Here is a 15,565-nt window from a genome sequence, read left to right as displayed (position 1 = left end):
GATTTCCGGCGATGACCTCGTGGTGGTGCCGTTGCCCTCCGGTCCGGTGTCCTCGTCCGGCCCGGCGCCGGCCGTGGCTCGTCCGGTGGTCTCCGGTTCCGCCACGGTCACACTGGGCGTGGACGGCGCCGAGGCCAAGGCGGCGCGGGCGGGCAGCGGTGGTGCGTCTCCGGCGTCGGGCGGCGCGACCGCCGCACGGGTGGATGCCCTGCCGGTACTGCTGGCGCCCGAGGACGGGCGCGGCCGGCCTGCCCACGTGGTTACCGTCGAGGTGACCAGCACAGACCGGGGCCGCGCGGCCGGTGTCGCAGGCCCGCTGCTGACCCTCACCGATGCCGAAGCGCCGGTCGACACCCAGGGCCCGGACGGCGGCCGCGAGGTACAGGTGACGGTGGACCTGGCCGGCCTCCAGGGTGCCGCCTGGGCAGACCGCGCCCGGCTGGTGACGCTTCCGGCTTGCGTCCTCACCGACCCGGACCGGGCGGAGTGCCGCACCCGCACACCGGTCGAGGCGGTGGCCGACGCCCGCGGTGCGACGCTGACAGCCACGGTGACCCTGCCCGCGCCGGTCGCGGCGCCGATCGGTGCCGCGAGCGCACCCGTGTCGGCCCCCGCCGCTGCGGCGACCCAGGCCAGCCCCTCAGCTGCCCAGCCGATGGTGCTGACGGCCGAGCCCGCGCCCGCCGGCTCGGGCGGCAGCTACGCGGCGACCTCGCTCGCACCGTCGATGGCCTGGACCGCCGGGTCCAACGCCGGCAACTTCCTCTACTCCTACCCCATCCAGGTGCCGCCGGCCCTCGGCGGCCAAGTGCCCTCCGTCTCCCTGTCGTACAACTCGGCTGCGGTGGACGGGCGGACCTCGGCGACGAACTCGCAGTCCTCGTGGATCGGGGACGGCTGGGGGTACGAGTCGGGGTTCATCGAGCGCTCCTACCAGCCGTGCGACAAAGCAGGAATCACGGGTTCGGGTGATGTGTGCTGGGCCGGGCAGAATGCGAACCTGGCGCTCGGCGGTCACTCGGGTGCGCTGATCCGCGACGACGCGACCGGCGTGTGGCACCTCCAGGGCGACGACGGCTCGAAGGTGGAACAGCTGTCGGGTGCGCCGAACGGGCTGAACGGTGGTGAGTACTGGCGGGTGACGACGTCGGACGGGGTGCAGTACTACTTCGGGCGCAATCGTCTGCCCGGTGGCGACGGTACAGACCCGGCGGCGGAGTCTGCGCTGGGCGTGCCGGTGTACTCGCCGAACAGCGGTGAACCGTGCTACGACGCGGCCAAGGGCAAGGGCTCGTGGTGCACCATGGGCTGGCGCTGGCAGCTGGACTACGTCGTCGACCCGCACCAGAACCTGACCACCTACGCGTACGCGGCCGAGACCAACCACTACAGCCGTGGCGCCGGGCAGCACGGCGGCACCGGCGAACTGACGCCCTATCAGCGTTCCGCGTACCTGAAGCAGATCTCCTACGGTCAGCGCCTCCCCGAACAGGTCGCCGCCAAGGGCGCAGCCCAGCCGGCCGCTCGGGTGGACTTCACCACGGCCGAGCGCTGTCTGCCCTCGGGCGCGGTGACCTGCGCCGACTCGCAGCGGACCGCTGCGAATGCCGCCTTCTGGCCCGACGTCCCGATCGACCAGCTGTGCGCTGTATCCGGCGCGTGCGCCAACCGGGGACCCTCGTTCTTTTCGACGAAGCGGCTGACCGCCATCTCGACGTCCGTGCTGGTGGGTTCGGCGCGGACGACGGTTGACACGTGGGACCTGGGGCAGTCGTTCTTCGACCCGGGTGACGGAACGCCGAAGACGCTGTGGCTGGACTCGGTGAAGCGTACGGGCAGCAACGGGCGTACGGCGCAGTCGCTGCCGCTGGTGAGGTTCTCGGCGATCGGGCTGGCGAACCGGGTGGACGGACTGGTGCCGGCGGCGCCGATGTTCGTGAGGCCGCGGATCTCCCGGATCGACACGGAGACCGGCGGGCGGATCAACGTCAACTACTCCTCGTCGGCGTGCTCGCGAGTGGCGGGGCGGATGCCGTCATCGGAGGACGGAAACACGATGGCGTGTATGCCGGCGAAGTGGTACAAACCCGGCTCGTCGACGCCGGTGAACGACTGGTTCAACAAGCCGCTGGTGACGAGTGTGACCGAGCAGGACGCGGTGACGGGCGCGTCGGCGGTGAAGGCGACGGAGTACACGTACCACGGCACGGCGGCGTGGCACCGCAACGATGCGGAGTACGCGGACCCCAAGACCCGGACGTGGGACGACTTCCGCGGTTTCGAGGCGGTGACGACGACCACCGGCAGCGGATACGACGGCGAGGCGCCGAAGACGCAGCAGAAGGTGACGTACCTGCGCGGCATGGACGGCGACCTGAAGGCGGACGGCTCCACACGCAGTGTCCAGGTCGCCAGCCCGCTCGGCGGCACCGTCACCGACAGTTACTGGCTGGCTGGCTCCACCGTGGCCACCGAGATCTATGACCGGGCCGGCGGCAGCGTTCAGAGCGTCAAGGGCAGCCTCTTCACCGGGCAGGAGGTCACCGCGACCCAGGCACGCAGCGGCGACATCCCGTTCCGCTACGCCCGTTACCCCGCTGCCCAGGTCACGGCCATCGCCAAGACCAAGCTGACCGACGGCAGTTGGCGGACCACCACGATGGTCTCCACCAGCGATCCGGCCAACGGCAACCGGCTGGTGCACGTCGCCGACAAGGGCGACGGCACGGCCGCCACCCCCGAGACCTGCACCACCAACACCTACGCGACCGCCACCGGTCCGATGCTCCGGCAGCTGATCGCGCAGTCGACGTACACGGCGGCGCCCTGCGGCACCCCGGCGACCCCCGCCAACACCATCTCCGCCAGCCGCACACTCTTCGACGACAAACCCTTCGGGCAGGCAGGCGAAACCGGTGACCACACCGGTTCGCTGGTCCTGGAACGGTTCGACGGCACCGCGCCCGTCTACCTGCTGCACGGCACCGTGGCCTACGACGCGTACGGCCGGCCGACCAGGACCGCCACTACTGACGGCTCCACCTACGACAAGGACGGCATCCGGACCGGGGCCCCGACCACGACGCCGGCGGTCACACTGATCGCCAACACCCCGGCCACCGGCGCGCTACCCACCCAGGTCGCGACCACGGGCCCGCTCGGATCCGACTGGACCACCCGCATTGAGTACGACCCGGGCCGCGGCCAGGCCCTCACCCACACCGACGTCAACGGACGCCGGACGACCGAGCAGCACGACGCTCTGGGCCGCCTGACGGCCGTCTGGGAGCCGGACCGCTCGACCACCGACAAGGCAAGCCTCAAGTACTCGTACTTCGTGAACGGCACGACCGGTCCGTCCGCAGTGATGACGGAGTGGCTGCAGGGAAACGGGCTGACGTACTCGTCGAAGACGGAGCTGTACGACGGCCTGGGCCGGCTACGGCAGACGCAGCAGACGTCGGACGCCAAGCCGACGGGTCGACTGATCACCGACACGGCGTACGACTCGCACGGATGGCCAGTGAAGGCGTCGTCGCCGTACTACGAGGCGTCGAGTCTGCCGGGCAAGAACCTGTTCGTGCCGGGCAACGACTCGCAGGTGCCGGCGCAGAGCTGGATCTCGTACGACGGCATGGGGCGGACGGTGCGAGAGGAGTTCCGCTCCTACGCGAACGCGCAGTGGGCGACGGTGACGGCCTACCCGGGCGCGGACCGCACGGATGTAACGTTTCCGCAGGGCGCCGCCCCGGCAACGCAGGTCGCGGACGCACGGGGGCGGGTCACCTCGCTGTGGCAGTACCGAACGGCGACGCCGACCGGCAACCCCGCAGACGCGGACGTGACGACGTACCGGTACACGCCCTCGGGGCAGTCGGCCGGGCGGACCGACTCCGCAGGCAACACCTGGACCTACCGCTACGACCTGCGCGGACGGCAGATCGCCGCGGACGACCCCGACACGGGATCCAGCACCGTTGGCTACGACGTGAACTCCCGCGTCGAGCGGACGACGGACGCGCGCGGACGCACCGTCGTCAACACCTTCGACCTCCTGGGACGTAAGACCGCCGAGTACTCCGGCAGCGTGTCTCCCACGAACCAGCTGACCGGCTTCGTGTACGACACGCTCGCGAAGGGGCAGCTGACGTCGTCGACCCGGTACACCGCAGGGGCGGCCGGTCCGGCGTACACCAAGGCGGTGACCGGGTACGACACCGTGTACCGGCCGCTGGGCACGGCGGTGACAATCCCGGCTGCCGAGGGCGCGCTGGCCGGCACCTACACCACCAGTACCACCTACAAGCCGGTGACCGGCGCGCTCGCGGCCCTGAGCGTGCCCGCGGCCGGCGGCCTGCCAGCCGAGACGCTCACCTACTCCTACACCGACACCGGCCTGCTCACCGGCGCGATGAGTGGCGAACAGGCCCTGGTCAAGGCCGTCGCCTACGACGCGCTGGGCCGCCCGGTCCGCACCACGGTGGGCGACTACGGCACCCAGGTGGTCTCCACCCAGCAGTACGACTGGGCGACCGGGCGGGTGGTCAACTCCCTCGTAGACAAGCAGTCCGGGACGGTGGCGGTCTCGCAGACCGGCTACACCTACACACCCTCAGGCCGGCTGACCTCGGTCACCGACCTGCAGACCGCCTCCGTCACCGACACCCAGTGCTTCACCTACGACCACCTCGGCCGGCTCACCCAGGCGTGGACCGACACCGGCGGCGTGCACACGGTGGCGGACTGGACCGACTCCACCGGCGTCAAGCACGGCACCGGCGGCGGCACCAGCGTGCCCGGGCTCGGCGGCTGCAACAACGGCTCCGGCCCGGCAGCGGCTGCCGGCGGCCGGACGGTGGGCGGCCCGAACCCGTACTGGCAGAGCTACACCTACGACGCCACCGGCAATCGTAAGAGCCTGACCCAGCACGACCTGGGTGGTGACAGCACCAAGGACGCCGTCACCACCCAGACCTTCGGTCCTGCGGGCACCGTCAACAGCCCGACGACCGCCGCCAACACCGGCGGCGGCACCGGCGGGCCCCACGCCCTGCTCCGCTCCACCACAACCTCGCCCACCGGCACGAGGACCACCGGCTACCAGTACGACGCGGCCGGCAACACCACCGCCATCACCGAGACCGGCGGCACCACCAGCCTTGCCTGGGACAACCAGGGCAAGCTGACGACGCTCACCAAGACCGAGCAGGCGAGCGCCAACGGCTACATCTACGACGCCGAGGGCAACCTGCTCGTCCGCCGCAACCCCGGCAAGAGCACCCTCCTGCTCACCACCGACCAGCTCACCCTGGACACCGCGTCCGGGTCGATGAGCAACGTCCGCTACATCGGAGCCCCCGGTGGCCTCTCGCTGACCAGGGTCACCGCGCCGATCGGCGGCGGCACGCTCTTCGTCCAGGCCGCCGACCCGCACGGCACCAACGGCGTGCAGATCGCCTGCAACCCCGGCCAGACCGTCACCCGTCGGCCCACCGACCCCTTCGGCAACGTCCGCGGCACCCCGCCGACACCGGACAGCTGGGCCGGCGGCAAGGGCTTCGTCGGCGGCACCAAGGACGACACCACCGGGCTCACCACTCTGGGAGCCCGCCACTACGATCCCGCCACCGGCCGCTTCATCAGCCCCGACCCGCTGCTCGACCCCGCCGACCCGCAGCAGTGGAACGCGTACGCGTACGCCAACAACGACCCCGTCAATCACAGCGACGCCAGCGGTCTGATCATCGACGACTGCAAGGAAGGACGCTGCGGCGGCGGTCACTACAGCCCGCGCGCCCCGGAGCCGTTCGCCCCGGCCAGCTTCTGCGCCACCCTCCAGTGCGCCGAACAGACCTCCAGCTGGGAATACCACCAGTCCAACCTGAAGACCCAGCAGTACATCGCCACCACGATCAGCAATGGAAACGGCAAGGGCGGCACCACCACCAAGGCGAAGAGCAAAGACAGCGGCTGCATCTACGCCATGGGCATGCGGTACAACTGCGGGCCGTCCGGCAGTACGGGGTCCAGCACCCCGGCGGCCGGCAGCCAGCCGGAGCTGCTCCTCGGCAATTACCCCCTCAACAACCCCAACTCGCGGGGCTGCGACACCAAGGTCACCTGCGGGATCGTCTACTCCGTCTCCTTCGTCTCCCTGGCCGTCGCGGCCGTACCGGTCTGCGCGGCGATGGTGCTGGAGTGCGCGGGCCTCGCCCTGGAGGAGATGGTCTCCACTCAGGCCGACAGTCCGATCGGCGTCAACCCGCGGAGCAATGCCAAGGGGGCGACCGGCGACGCCCTGACCGCGGCCAGGCGGGCGTGCAAGAGCTTCCCCCCGGGGACCCTCGTCCTGCTCGCCGACGGCAGTGCCAAGCCCATTGAGGAGCTCACCGAGGGCGACCTCGTCGCCGCCACCGACCCGCAGACCGGCGAGACTGCTGCGAAGCCCGTCACCGACACCATCCTCACCCCCGACGACGAGAGCTTCACCGACCTCACTCTCGCCCCCGTCGGCGCCACCGACCCGGTAGACCGGCCGGACCAGGCTGTTCTCACCTCCACTTACCACCACCCCTACTGGGACACCACCACCGAACGCTGGACCAACGCCGGCGAACTCGCGGTCGGCCACCAGCTCCTCACCCCCGACGGCAGCACCCTTACCGTCACTGCCACCCGCACCTACCGCACCAACCCCCAGCCCGCCTACAACCTCACCGTCGCCGACCTCCACACGTACTATGTACTGGCTGGGAATACGCCGGTGCTCGTTCATAACACTGGACCGGGCTGTGGACTGCTTGAGGGTGAGCGGGATTACGATGTGTATCACCCAACGACCGGAAATAGGATCACCGATATTGATCACGTCGGCGGGGGTGTGCTCTGGGAAGAGAAGAGCGCACTATATGGCGACGACGCATGGATTTCGAAGCAGATTGACGGGAAGCTGAAGAAGTACATCGAGGCTCGCCAGTACATGCCTGGATATGAAAATGCTCCCATCGGTTTCCGGCTGACTAATCCTTCGATTGATCCTCGCTTCCGATCTGCGCTTGAATCACACATTGATAATCTGCGGCAGGCGAATCCTGGTGTGGATATCAGGCTGGAGTTCGCTCAATGAGCTACTATTTCGAGGTTTCCGGCGAAACCGTATGGGATCCCTCTCTCCGGATTGGAAAGTGGTACCTGTCTTTCGCGGAGGCTGCAGCTGAGCTGGTCCAGCGCCCGACTGGGTTGACGCCGTCGGATGATGATACGTGCACTGTGAACGTGCAGGTATTTCGGCAGTTCGTCGATGGCTTGCTCGAATGCTATGCCTCGACGCGACACCCAGTTCAGCATGGCCTAATGCGCGGTGTGCTACTCACATCCCTCGTCATATTGGAGCGCGGAGGGGTTGTGATTGCCCCGAAGTCCGAGCGGGAAGCCTCCCTTCTGGGGGAAGTGGAAATCTTCGCACGCTCGATGTAGGAGCAAATCGGATAGCTCTCGACGTGATCGAGCGATAGACCGATGGATGACGCGAAATGAGGGGCGAGGTAGGAATTGGCGGGCCGTTTTCTGGCGATTCTTACGGGCGACTTGCCAGCCCTCGCGCGCCGAGCCATCTTAAGTTGAAGCTGGAATAGTTAAATCCCCCGCCGGAACGGATTCCGGCGGGGGATTTGCCGTCTTGACGGCAGTAGTTGACGGCAACGTCAGCGGACGGGTGCTGCACAAAGCGGCGGGCCGTCGCCGTCGTCGGGCCGGGTGGCGGGGTCGCGCAGGGCGTTGCCGAGGAGGTCGATGGCGTCGCGCTGGAGGCGGAGCCGGACGTGGGCGTACACCGTCGCGGTCACCCCGATGTGGGCATGGCCCAAAAGTTCCTTGATGACGACGAGTTCGACGCCCTGCTCCAGGAGGAGGGTCGCCGCCGAGTGTCGGAGGTCGTGGAAGCGGATTCGACGGAGCCTGGCCCGGTGCAGCAGGGCGGTGAAGTGTCGGGTGAGTGTGGCCCCTTCGATGGGGGCTCCGTTGGGCCGGGTGAAGACGTAGCCGGTGTCCTGCCAGCCGGTGCCTGCCGCTTCGCGTTCCTGGCGCTGCTGGTCGCGGTGCTGTTCGAGGGAGCGCAGGCATGGCGTGGGCAGCGCGATCCGCCGTTCTGAGCTTTGAGTCTTGGTCGGCAGGGCGGTCAGGCCGCCTGAGTTGGTGCGTTGGAGGGTGCGGCGGATGCTGGCGGTTCCGCCGGCCAGGTCGAGGTCTTCCCAGCGCAGGCCGAGGAGTTCGCCCTTGCGGAGCCCGGTGCGCAGGGCGAGTTCGAACAGTGCGCTCAGCCGGTGACCTTCTTTGGCGGCGAGGAACGCGCGGGCTTCCTGGGTGGTGAGGGGTTCGAAGCGGCGGGGTCGGGGTGTGCCCATGCGGACGTTGCGGGCGACGTTGCGGGGGATCTCCTCTTCGCGGACGGCGTGCTCTAGGGCGGACTTGAGCACGGAGTGGACGTAGGCCAGGGTCAGCGGGGACAGCCGCTTGGAGCAGCACTTCCCTGTGGCGCAGCACTGGGGCTGGTCGCGGGCGGTGTCGAGGCCGCGTGCGCAGCACTGGCAGGTGGTGCGGAGCTGGTCGAGCCAGGTACGGACGTCCTTGGCGGTGAGCTTGGAGAGCTTCTTCTTGCCGAGGCCGGGGATGAGGTAGAGGCGGGTGCAGGCGGTGTAGCGGGTGTGGGTGTTCTCGCGGAGTCGGTGGACGGCGACGGTCTCCAGCCAGTAGGTGAGGAACGCTGCGACGCTGCCCTGTGCGGACGGGGCTGGGACTCCGCGGTTGCTGGTGGCGATCTTCTCGGTGAGCTTGGCAAGGGCCTCTTTGCGGGTGGTGCCGTAGACGCGGACGCGCTTGCGGGTGTCGCCGACGGCCAGCACGTATCCGGCGGCTTCCCAGCGGCCGTCCTTGCGCTGGTAGACGGTGCCGTCGCCGTTGGCGCGGGCCCTGCGAGAACTGGTGCTGGGGGTGGGGTTGGTGTCGGGGGTGGTCATCAGGCTGCCTGTTCGAGTTGGTGGTGGACGAGGGTGTACAGGGCGTGGGTGGGGATACGGCGGGCGCGGCCGATGGTGATGGAGGCGAGTTGCCGGGTGCGGATGAGGTCGTAGACGGTGGAGCGGCTGATCTTCAGGCGCGCCATGACCTCGGGGACGGTCAGGAGCTCGGCGTCGGCGGTCACCCGGTCACCTCCGTCTGGACGGGTGCGGTCAGTGGGCTGGTGGAGTGACCGGCCCGGTCACTGGCACGTCGCGTCCGCCGGGGGCGGGCTGCCTGGTCGGGTCGGGGCTTTGGTGCGGCGGCCAGGAGGTCGGCGAGGTGGGCGAGTTCGGGCAGGAGGCCGCTTCCGGTGTACTGCCAGTGCGAGATCACCATGGTCGTGTCCGTGCCGACGCGCCGCCCGCTCTTTGTGCGCTGACCGGCGCGGTGACCGGAGTCGGGGTCGGTGTGACCGGCGGTCAGGTCAGCGCGGTCACTCTGCTGGTCAGTGACCGACCGCCCCTCGCCAGCCCGCTCCTGGGCGTCGTCTTGGCGGGTGCGCCAGGTGGTTCGTTCTGCTCGGAGGTGGGTGAGGGTGGTGGAGTAGTGGCGGGTGCGGGTGGAGAAGTGGCCTCGGAAGCCGAGCATGTGGGCCCACTGGCGCAGGCGGAGGTGGGTGTGCTGGGGCTGAGCTCCGAGGTGCCAGGCGGTGTGGATCATGCGGCGGGCGTGGTCGGTGAGGTCGTGCTGGGCGAGTTCGGCCAGGAAGCGCAGTCGGCGGTCGAGGGTGCCGGTGGTGGTTTCGGCGCCCTTGGTGGCGTACTTGGCGATGTAGGCGGCGACGTGGCGGTCGGTGACGGGGGCGTCGCCGGTGAAGTCGGTGCTGCGGATCGCGCGGACGTCGATCTGTCGGCCGAAGCGGAACACCGTGGACTCCGGCGGCTGCATCCCGTCGGTCTCTCCGGACGCGGAGCGGTGCTGGCGCTGGACGCGGGCCCGCTTCGCGGCGGCGCGGACGGCGTGGTCGAGGAGCGCGGTGGTGGCCCAGGCAGGCGGGGTGCTTGCGGGGCCGGTGGGTCCGTCGATGCGGATGACGGTGTGGAAGTGGATCTGGCCGCGCTTCTGGTATTCGGCGACCTTGGCGTAGGAGAGCGTGGCGTGGTGGCGCAGGGTGCGTTGGGTCAGTCCGGCGGCGTGGGCGATCTCGCGCCGCAGGTGGGTGGTGAAGCGGGCCCACAGAGCGGGTGCGTGGGCGTTCCATAGCACCGCGCCGGTGTAGTCGTACCGCTGCGGGTTCAGCGGGGTGCCGAGGAGGGGGTCGCCGTCGGTGTGCCGGGTGCCGCAGGTGCAGGGGGTGGTGCTGGGTTGGTTGTGGACGGGGCCGAAGCCGGGGGCGGTGAGGGTGGCGAAGACGCGGGGGTGGGTGGAGACGCTGGTGGGGACGGTCTTGCCGCCGCGTAGTCCGGCGGCGATGAGCTGGTAAGTGTCGTAGCGGTAGACGTTCGAGCAGGCCGGGCAGCGGGTGGTGCGGCGGTTGCCGCAGCGCACCAGGAGTTCGCCGGCGGGCAGATGGCGGGTGTCGAAGTGGTCGAGGATCTGCCCGGTGGCAGCATCGAGGCGGGTGCGGTGCCCTGTCATGCGTATCGGGCGGGCGCAGCCGCCCAGCGAGCCGACTTGCCGGGCCAGGGGCGCGAAGTAACCGGCGGCGGCGAGCTTGGCCAACCGGGCCGTCAGGCGACCCCGGCGTTCCAGCGCCGAGTCCCTGTTCGCGGACGTGTCGGCGCTCCTGGCGAGCGCCGGTGCGGCGGACGCCCCGTTAGCCGCAGCGGAGGTGGTTGCGGGGGAGAGGAGTTGGAGCTGTGCGGGCATGGGGACAGACCTCCGGCAGGAGTCGGGAGAAGAGGAGAGGTGAACCGAGTGGCCGGCGCGCGAGGGAACGGCGGGCGCGGGCGGTGGGCCGGGGGGCGTCTGGCCTGGTCAGCGGTGGTGTTCACCGGCGGTGCGTGAAGGTAGCATCGCTTCAAGGGCGCATTCAAGTGCATCCCTCCTCATCTGTTTCGGTGGGTGGTTCGGATGCGGGTACTGTGGCCTGGTTTTCCGGTTTGGACGGGCCGAGTTTCGGTGGTAATGGCGCAGAGAGGGCGGGGTGACCTGTGGTGACGGTGGGGCGGCGGGGGCGTAGACCGGCGGGCGGCACGGTGCTGCTGACGTTCGAGGTCATCGCCGAGGCCCTGCGGGAGCGGATCCGCTCTGGTGGGCTGAAGCCGGGGGATGCGCTGCCGACGCAGGCCGTGTTGATGGCGGAGTACGGGGCCTCCAGCCTGTCCGTGCAGAAGGCCATGGCCCTGCTGAAGCAGGACGGCTACGCGATCTCCCGGCCCGGCAAGGGAGCCTTTGTCGCCCACCCCGACGCCGACGGTGACTCAGGTGACGGGGAGGCGGGGAACACGCCCGTCGGAGGGACGGCGGCGCGCGTCGAGGCGCTGGAGCTGGCACTGGCCGAGATGCTTGATCAGCTCACCGCCCTGCGTGCCCGCGTCGAAGCCCTGGAAGCGGGCGGCACCGAGCGAGGCCGCTGACCCGCCGGCCCCTGGACGGCCAGGGGCTGGAGACCCGGGGCTGGAGCTGTGCGTCCAGATTTTCTCTACGAGGTTCAAGGCGGGCTCCGCCCGCTGGAGGTGGCCCGCCGTCGCCGACCGACCCAGGGCTGACTGGCCCCGAGGTCTTCACGGGTGTCGGCGAACAGTGGTCCACCAGGTCGTGAGCGGGGGGCGACTGGTGCCCGGTGGGAGCAAGTTGTGGGGTAAGCGCTGCTTACCCCAGCACCGCCCAGGGTCGGAGCAAGTTGTGTCCTATGGACTCCTTGCCCGCGTCGCGGAGCAAGTTGTCGCCTGCGACCGTCCTACGGTCGGATCGCGGGCACAGGGTCGGCCAGGGGTCCGACCCTCCGTTTCCACCGCCGGGCCCGCCGAGGGCGGTGTCCGACGCCGCCCCGGCTCCGCAGCGCAGGCTCCCCGCCGACCCACGACCGCTCCTGTGCCGAGCGACCACACCGTGCGCAAGCCCGCCGAGTGCCGAGACGCCCGCAAGCAGCAGTCCGAACTCGCCCCCCGCGCGATCGGGACGATCAGGACGCCAGCAGCTCGGCGACTTCGGGAACGTCGCGGAACGCTCGCAACCGGTCCAGGACGATCCGTGCGCGCTCGGTGGTGCGTTCGCTGCCGCTCTGCCCCAGGGAGAGCATCCGGCCGGCGGTCCCGGCTGCGGCCTCGGGCTCGTTCGCGTCGGCGTAGGCCACGGCCAGCCAGGACAGGTACAGCGCCAACTCCCTCGCGTGACTGGCGTCATAACGACCCAGGACGTCCGTCAGCAGCGGTACGGCGCGAAGCGGCCGGTGCAGCTCGGTGTAGACGCGGGCCTCCATGACCTGGAGTTCCCCAGCGTCCATCCAGTACAGGTACGAGGGCGACTCGGTACCGGCCGAGTCCTTGGCCAGGGCCTCGCCGGCTTCCCCGAGCGCGGTCATCGCTGCGCGGTCCTGGCCGGCGCGGGTGTGCGCCCAGGCCACCCGGTCCAGGTACAGCGCGCGGGCCTTCGCCGGAGCATCGGGGCCGGCCTCTGCCACTGCGGCGGCAGCCAGGTCCACCGCGTCGCGGGGGCGTCCGGTGTTGCTCCACTGGTAGGCCAGCGAACCCGCCACGTTCCCCGACAGCACCCCGTCCCCGGCGGCACGGGCGGCACTGATCCCGAGTTGGTAGATCCGCTCGGCCTCGGCATGCTCGCCCGCGTCGGAGGCGACCCAACCGGCGATCTGCGCCAACTCGCCAATCGTCCGTAGCAGTTCACGGCCCACCTGCTCGGTGTGGGTGCCCTCGCGGTAGAGCGTGACCGCCGTCCGCAGTTCCCGCAGGGCCGGGGCGATCAGGTCCTTCCCGTACACCACATCGTCGGCCAGCCGGAGCCCGTGCACCCGCCGGGCCAGGTCGGTAACCTGCCCGGCACCGATCCGGCGACCAGTTCGCGCCGTCAGCGCGGACAGCGGGTCGCTCTCGGGCAGGAAGTCGGCGACGGTCAGCGCACGCGGCACGGACTTGGGGGGCTGGACTGCCTTCGCCGCTTCCAGCAGCTCGCGCGGCACCTCCAGCACCAGGGCGAGGAAGGGCAGCCACGCCCGGGGGGACCGCGTGCCGATCTCCCAGCGGGACACGTCGTTGCGCGTCGGAGGAACGCGCTCAGGAGCAGCATCGGCCAGCGCCTCGGCCAGCCGCCGCTGACTCCAACCGCGCGCCAGGCGCAGCCGCCTGACCAGTTCCCCGACCGTCTCCCGCACCAAGCCAGCTTGGCAGACACGGAGGCAGACACGCTGGCTACTCCGCAAGGTTCGCGCCAAAGGGGACCCTGATCAACAGCCACAGCGGAGCCGACCACGGGCGGGCACGATGAACCAGAACAGCAGCCAAGCGGAACGCCTGCCTCATCGGAGTGCGGAGTCTGCAGGGGAGGGGCCTCGGTTGCTCCCGTGGACCTCCCCGGACGGGAACCCCTGCTACCTGAGCACCGACGGTAGGGGGTACCTCTCGACCCTCGCCGACGACATCGAAACGGTGCAGATCAGCATGGGTGAGGAACTGTTGGAGTACGCCCGAGGCGTCCTGGCACCTGGTGCGCCCGTACGGCCGGCCGTCGAATACCGCTGGCTGGCCTGCCGCCTGACCGAGGCCCTGTCGGACGTGCTCAGAATCGCGGACTCGCGCGGGCAGCGCATCCGCGCCCCACAGGAGGCGACCGAGGGTGCCCGGCCTGACGAGCACAACTGATGGCCAAGTCCGCGACACCACCACGGCGGTAGACCTTCGAGACCCGATGACGCGACAGAGGCAAAGGACCACACTGATGGGGACGACCACCCGCTACCGGTTCCGCGAGTACAACGTGACCACCGACCCGGACCCCTTGGCGCTGCCGACCTTCGAGGCGCTCTGCGTCACCGGCGAAGAACAGGACTGCGCGGCCGCGTCCGGCGAGATGCACACCCCCGATGACCTGACGCGCTGGATCGCCGGACACTGCGCGCAGACCGGCCACCAGTCCTATCGGCAGACCACCCACACCATCGTCCGTGCCGAGCCCGGAGCGTGGCAGTAGGATCACGCGCGCAGCCGATGACAGCACAACTGGTCTACACCTCTGACGGCAGTAGCGACGGCAACAACCACGGACTTCGGCGCACATCCACGGACACCAACGGACCGTCAAACCACCGTTGACCTGCGAAAAGGCAGGTGGAGAGGGGTCGCGTAGCACACGTACTATGTACTCGCCGGGACCACGCCAGTATTGGTTCACAATACGGATGGCTGCCCCACGGCCATCGCGTTGGGGCTGACGAAGACCGATTCAAACCGTTACGCTTTGCAGGATTTTGCTGACAGCAAGGGTGCACAGTACTACGACCACTGGGAAGACTTCGAATCTGTTGTTAGGGCTGCACTGAAGCCTGATAGCACAACAATTATCCATTTCAACCTTGAAGGGATCAGAAACCCTGCCCAGTGGGCCGAGACTGCAAACCTGAAAAACCCGTATGCGTCAGATTTGACTGCCTGGGAGCTAGCAATGATTAAGGCCGCTCCGCCCGAGGTGCAAGCACGCGTCCAGTGGGCAAACGGCAGCAATCCCTTCGCGAAGCCTTAGTAGGGTGGAAGGTATTCGAGAGATGCCAGAAGGCAATGAATCGCTACCGCTGGACCTGGAGCACCCTTTCCAGCTGTGGTCATACAGCAAGTCACATCGAACGCTCGTCCTGCGCGGGCGTCCCGGTGAGGATTACGATCATTATGTAGATGTCGTCTTTACCTCCGTGATCGGAATGAAGCTTGCGTCCGACTATAAAAGGCTCACCGTGGCGGTTGCGGCCGATGCATCGGAAATGGATGGCTTCTTGCAAGCGCCAGGCCGCTACGAACGCGGGTTCATGAACCTTGAGGTTTCAGATGCCACTCATAAGGGTTTTGTTGTGTGCAAGCGAGTCGCTGTGCGCCGTGGGATCGGTTGGCAGAATTAGTTTCCGTAGGTATCGTCGGCGAGAGGGTGCGCTCCGGGGTGATTAACTTCCCCTTCGGCACTCGTGGCTCCGACGGATCCTGAAGGTTCTTGATACTGTTCGGCTCATTCAGAAAGGCCCACCAAGGGGTATTGGTGGGCCTTTCTGGGCTGCTGACGGCAGTAGTTGACGGCAACGTCAGCGGACGGGTGCTGCACAAACGGGTGGTTCATCGCCGTCGGCGGGGTGGGCCGGGGTCCGGAGGGCGTTGCCGAGGAGGTCGATGGCGTCGCGCTGGAGCCGGAGTCGGACGTGGGCGTACACAGTCGCGGTGACGCCGATGTGAGCATGACCCAACAGCTCCTTGATGACGACGAGTTCGACGCCCTGTTCCAGGAGGAGGGTCGCCACCGTGTGCCGGAGGTCGTGGGTGCGCCGTGAGGCGCTGTGGTTCGAGTGGAGGTGAGAGGCCTTCGCCGCTGATCCTGTCGCAGCAGGACGGTGGAGCTGAGGGCAGCCTGATCC

11 protein-coding genes and 1 pseudogene are annotated in these 15,565 nt (G+C 68.9%); 7 read left to right on the top strand and 5 right to left on the bottom strand.

Features of this window, described 5'->3' with window-relative positions; genetic code table 11:
• Positions 1-85 precede the first annotated feature (85 nt).
• Together ACIQIB_RS24245 and ACIQIB_RS24240 are read left to right on the top strand one after the other, a co-directional pair.
• The gene (locus tag ACIQIB_RS24245) at positions 86-7,126 is read left to right on the top strand and encodes a polymorphic toxin-type HINT domain-containing protein (protein ID WP_400760542.1); all 7,041 of its coding nucleotides are present in this window, start codon (positions 86-88) and stop codon (positions 7,124-7,126) included.
• Positions 7,123-7,476 carry a DUF6086 family protein gene (locus ACIQIB_RS24240; protein ID WP_400760540.1) on the top strand — a complete coding sequence of 118 codons (354 nt, stop codon included), beginning with the start codon at positions 7,123-7,125 and terminating at the stop codon, positions 7,474-7,476. Before ACIQIB_RS24245 ends, ACIQIB_RS24240 begins: the two co-directional genes overlap by 4 nt.
• A gap of 227 nt (positions 7,477-7,703) precedes the next feature.
• Here ACIQIB_RS24240 and ACIQIB_RS24235 read toward each other — a convergent pair whose 3' ends face one another.
• The 3 genes from ACIQIB_RS24235 to ACIQIB_RS24225 are packed head-to-tail and all read right to left on the bottom strand — an operon-like array spanning position 7,704 to position 10,866.
• Complete coding sequence (locus tag ACIQIB_RS24235; RefSeq protein WP_400760538.1) at positions 7,704-9,014, bottom strand: tyrosine-type recombinase/integrase; 1,311 nt, start codon at positions 9,012-9,014, stop codon at positions 7,704-7,706.
• Positions 9,014-9,199: a helix-turn-helix domain-containing protein gene (locus tag ACIQIB_RS24230; protein WP_400760536.1), complete on the bottom strand. Its 186-nt coding sequence runs from the start codon at positions 9,197-9,199 to the stop codon at positions 9,014-9,016. The genes ACIQIB_RS24235 and ACIQIB_RS24230 overlap by 1 nt, the downstream gene beginning before the upstream one ends.
• Positions 9,196-10,866 carry a replication initiator gene (locus ACIQIB_RS24225; protein WP_400760534.1) on the bottom strand — a complete coding sequence of 557 codons (1,671 nt, stop codon included), beginning with the start codon at positions 10,864-10,866 and terminating at the stop codon, positions 9,196-9,198. Before ACIQIB_RS24225 ends, ACIQIB_RS24230 begins: the two co-directional genes overlap by 4 nt.
• Positions 10,867-11,195: 329 nt before the next feature.
• On the opposite strand from ACIQIB_RS24225, the gene ACIQIB_RS24220 reads away from it, so the two are divergent.
• A complete protein-coding gene (locus tag ACIQIB_RS24220) occupies positions 11,196-11,576 on the top strand; it encodes a winged helix-turn-helix domain-containing protein (protein WP_400760532.1) in 381 nt (126 codons plus the stop codon).
• A 548-nt stretch (positions 11,577-12,124) separates the two neighbouring features.
• Here ACIQIB_RS24220 and ACIQIB_RS24215 read toward each other — a convergent pair.
• Positions 12,125-13,327: a helix-turn-helix domain-containing protein gene (locus tag ACIQIB_RS24215; protein ID WP_400760530.1), complete on the bottom strand. Its 1,203-nt coding sequence runs from the start codon at positions 13,325-13,327 to the stop codon at positions 12,125-12,127.
• 181 nt (positions 13,328-13,508) lie between these two features.
• Between ACIQIB_RS24215 and ACIQIB_RS24210 the strand changes: the two genes are divergently transcribed.
• From ACIQIB_RS24210 to ACIQIB_RS24195, 4 genes are all read left to right on the top strand, one after another.
• On the top strand, positions 13,509-13,814 hold the full coding sequence (locus ACIQIB_RS24210) for a hypothetical protein (protein ID WP_400760528.1): 306 nt from the start codon (positions 13,509-13,511) through the stop codon (positions 13,812-13,814).
• 76 nt (positions 13,815-13,890) lie between these two features.
• A complete protein-coding gene (locus ACIQIB_RS24205) occupies positions 13,891-14,142 on the top strand; it encodes a hypothetical protein (RefSeq protein ID WP_097238191.1) in 252 nt (83 codons plus the stop codon).
• A 192-nt stretch (positions 14,143-14,334) separates the two neighbouring features.
• The gene (locus ACIQIB_RS24200; RefSeq protein WP_400760526.1) at positions 14,335-14,691 is read left to right on the top strand and encodes a hypothetical protein; all 357 of its coding nucleotides are present in this window, start codon (positions 14,335-14,337) and stop codon (positions 14,689-14,691) included.
• 4 nt (positions 14,692-14,695) lie between these two features.
• Positions 14,696-15,061: a hypothetical protein gene (locus ACIQIB_RS24195; protein WP_400760524.1), complete on the top strand. Its 366-nt coding sequence runs from the start codon at positions 14,696-14,698 to the stop codon at positions 15,059-15,061.
• Positions 15,062-15,238: 177 nt separating this feature from the next.
• Here ACIQIB_RS24195 and ACIQIB_RS24190 read toward each other — a convergent pair.
• Positions 15,239-15,502 (bottom strand): annotated as a pseudogene (locus ACIQIB_RS24190) (tyrosine-type recombinase/integrase); the annotation flags it as partial.
• Between the last annotated feature and the right edge of the window lie 63 nt (positions 15,503-15,565).

Origin of the sequence: Kitasatospora sp. NPDC092286 (genome assembly GCF_044755565.1) — a bacterium.
GTDB lineage: Bacteria > Actinomycetota > Actinomycetes > Streptomycetales > Streptomycetaceae > Kitasatospora.
Note: the sequence above shows the minus strand (reverse complement) of the source record. Positions and strands in the feature narration are given on the sequence as shown.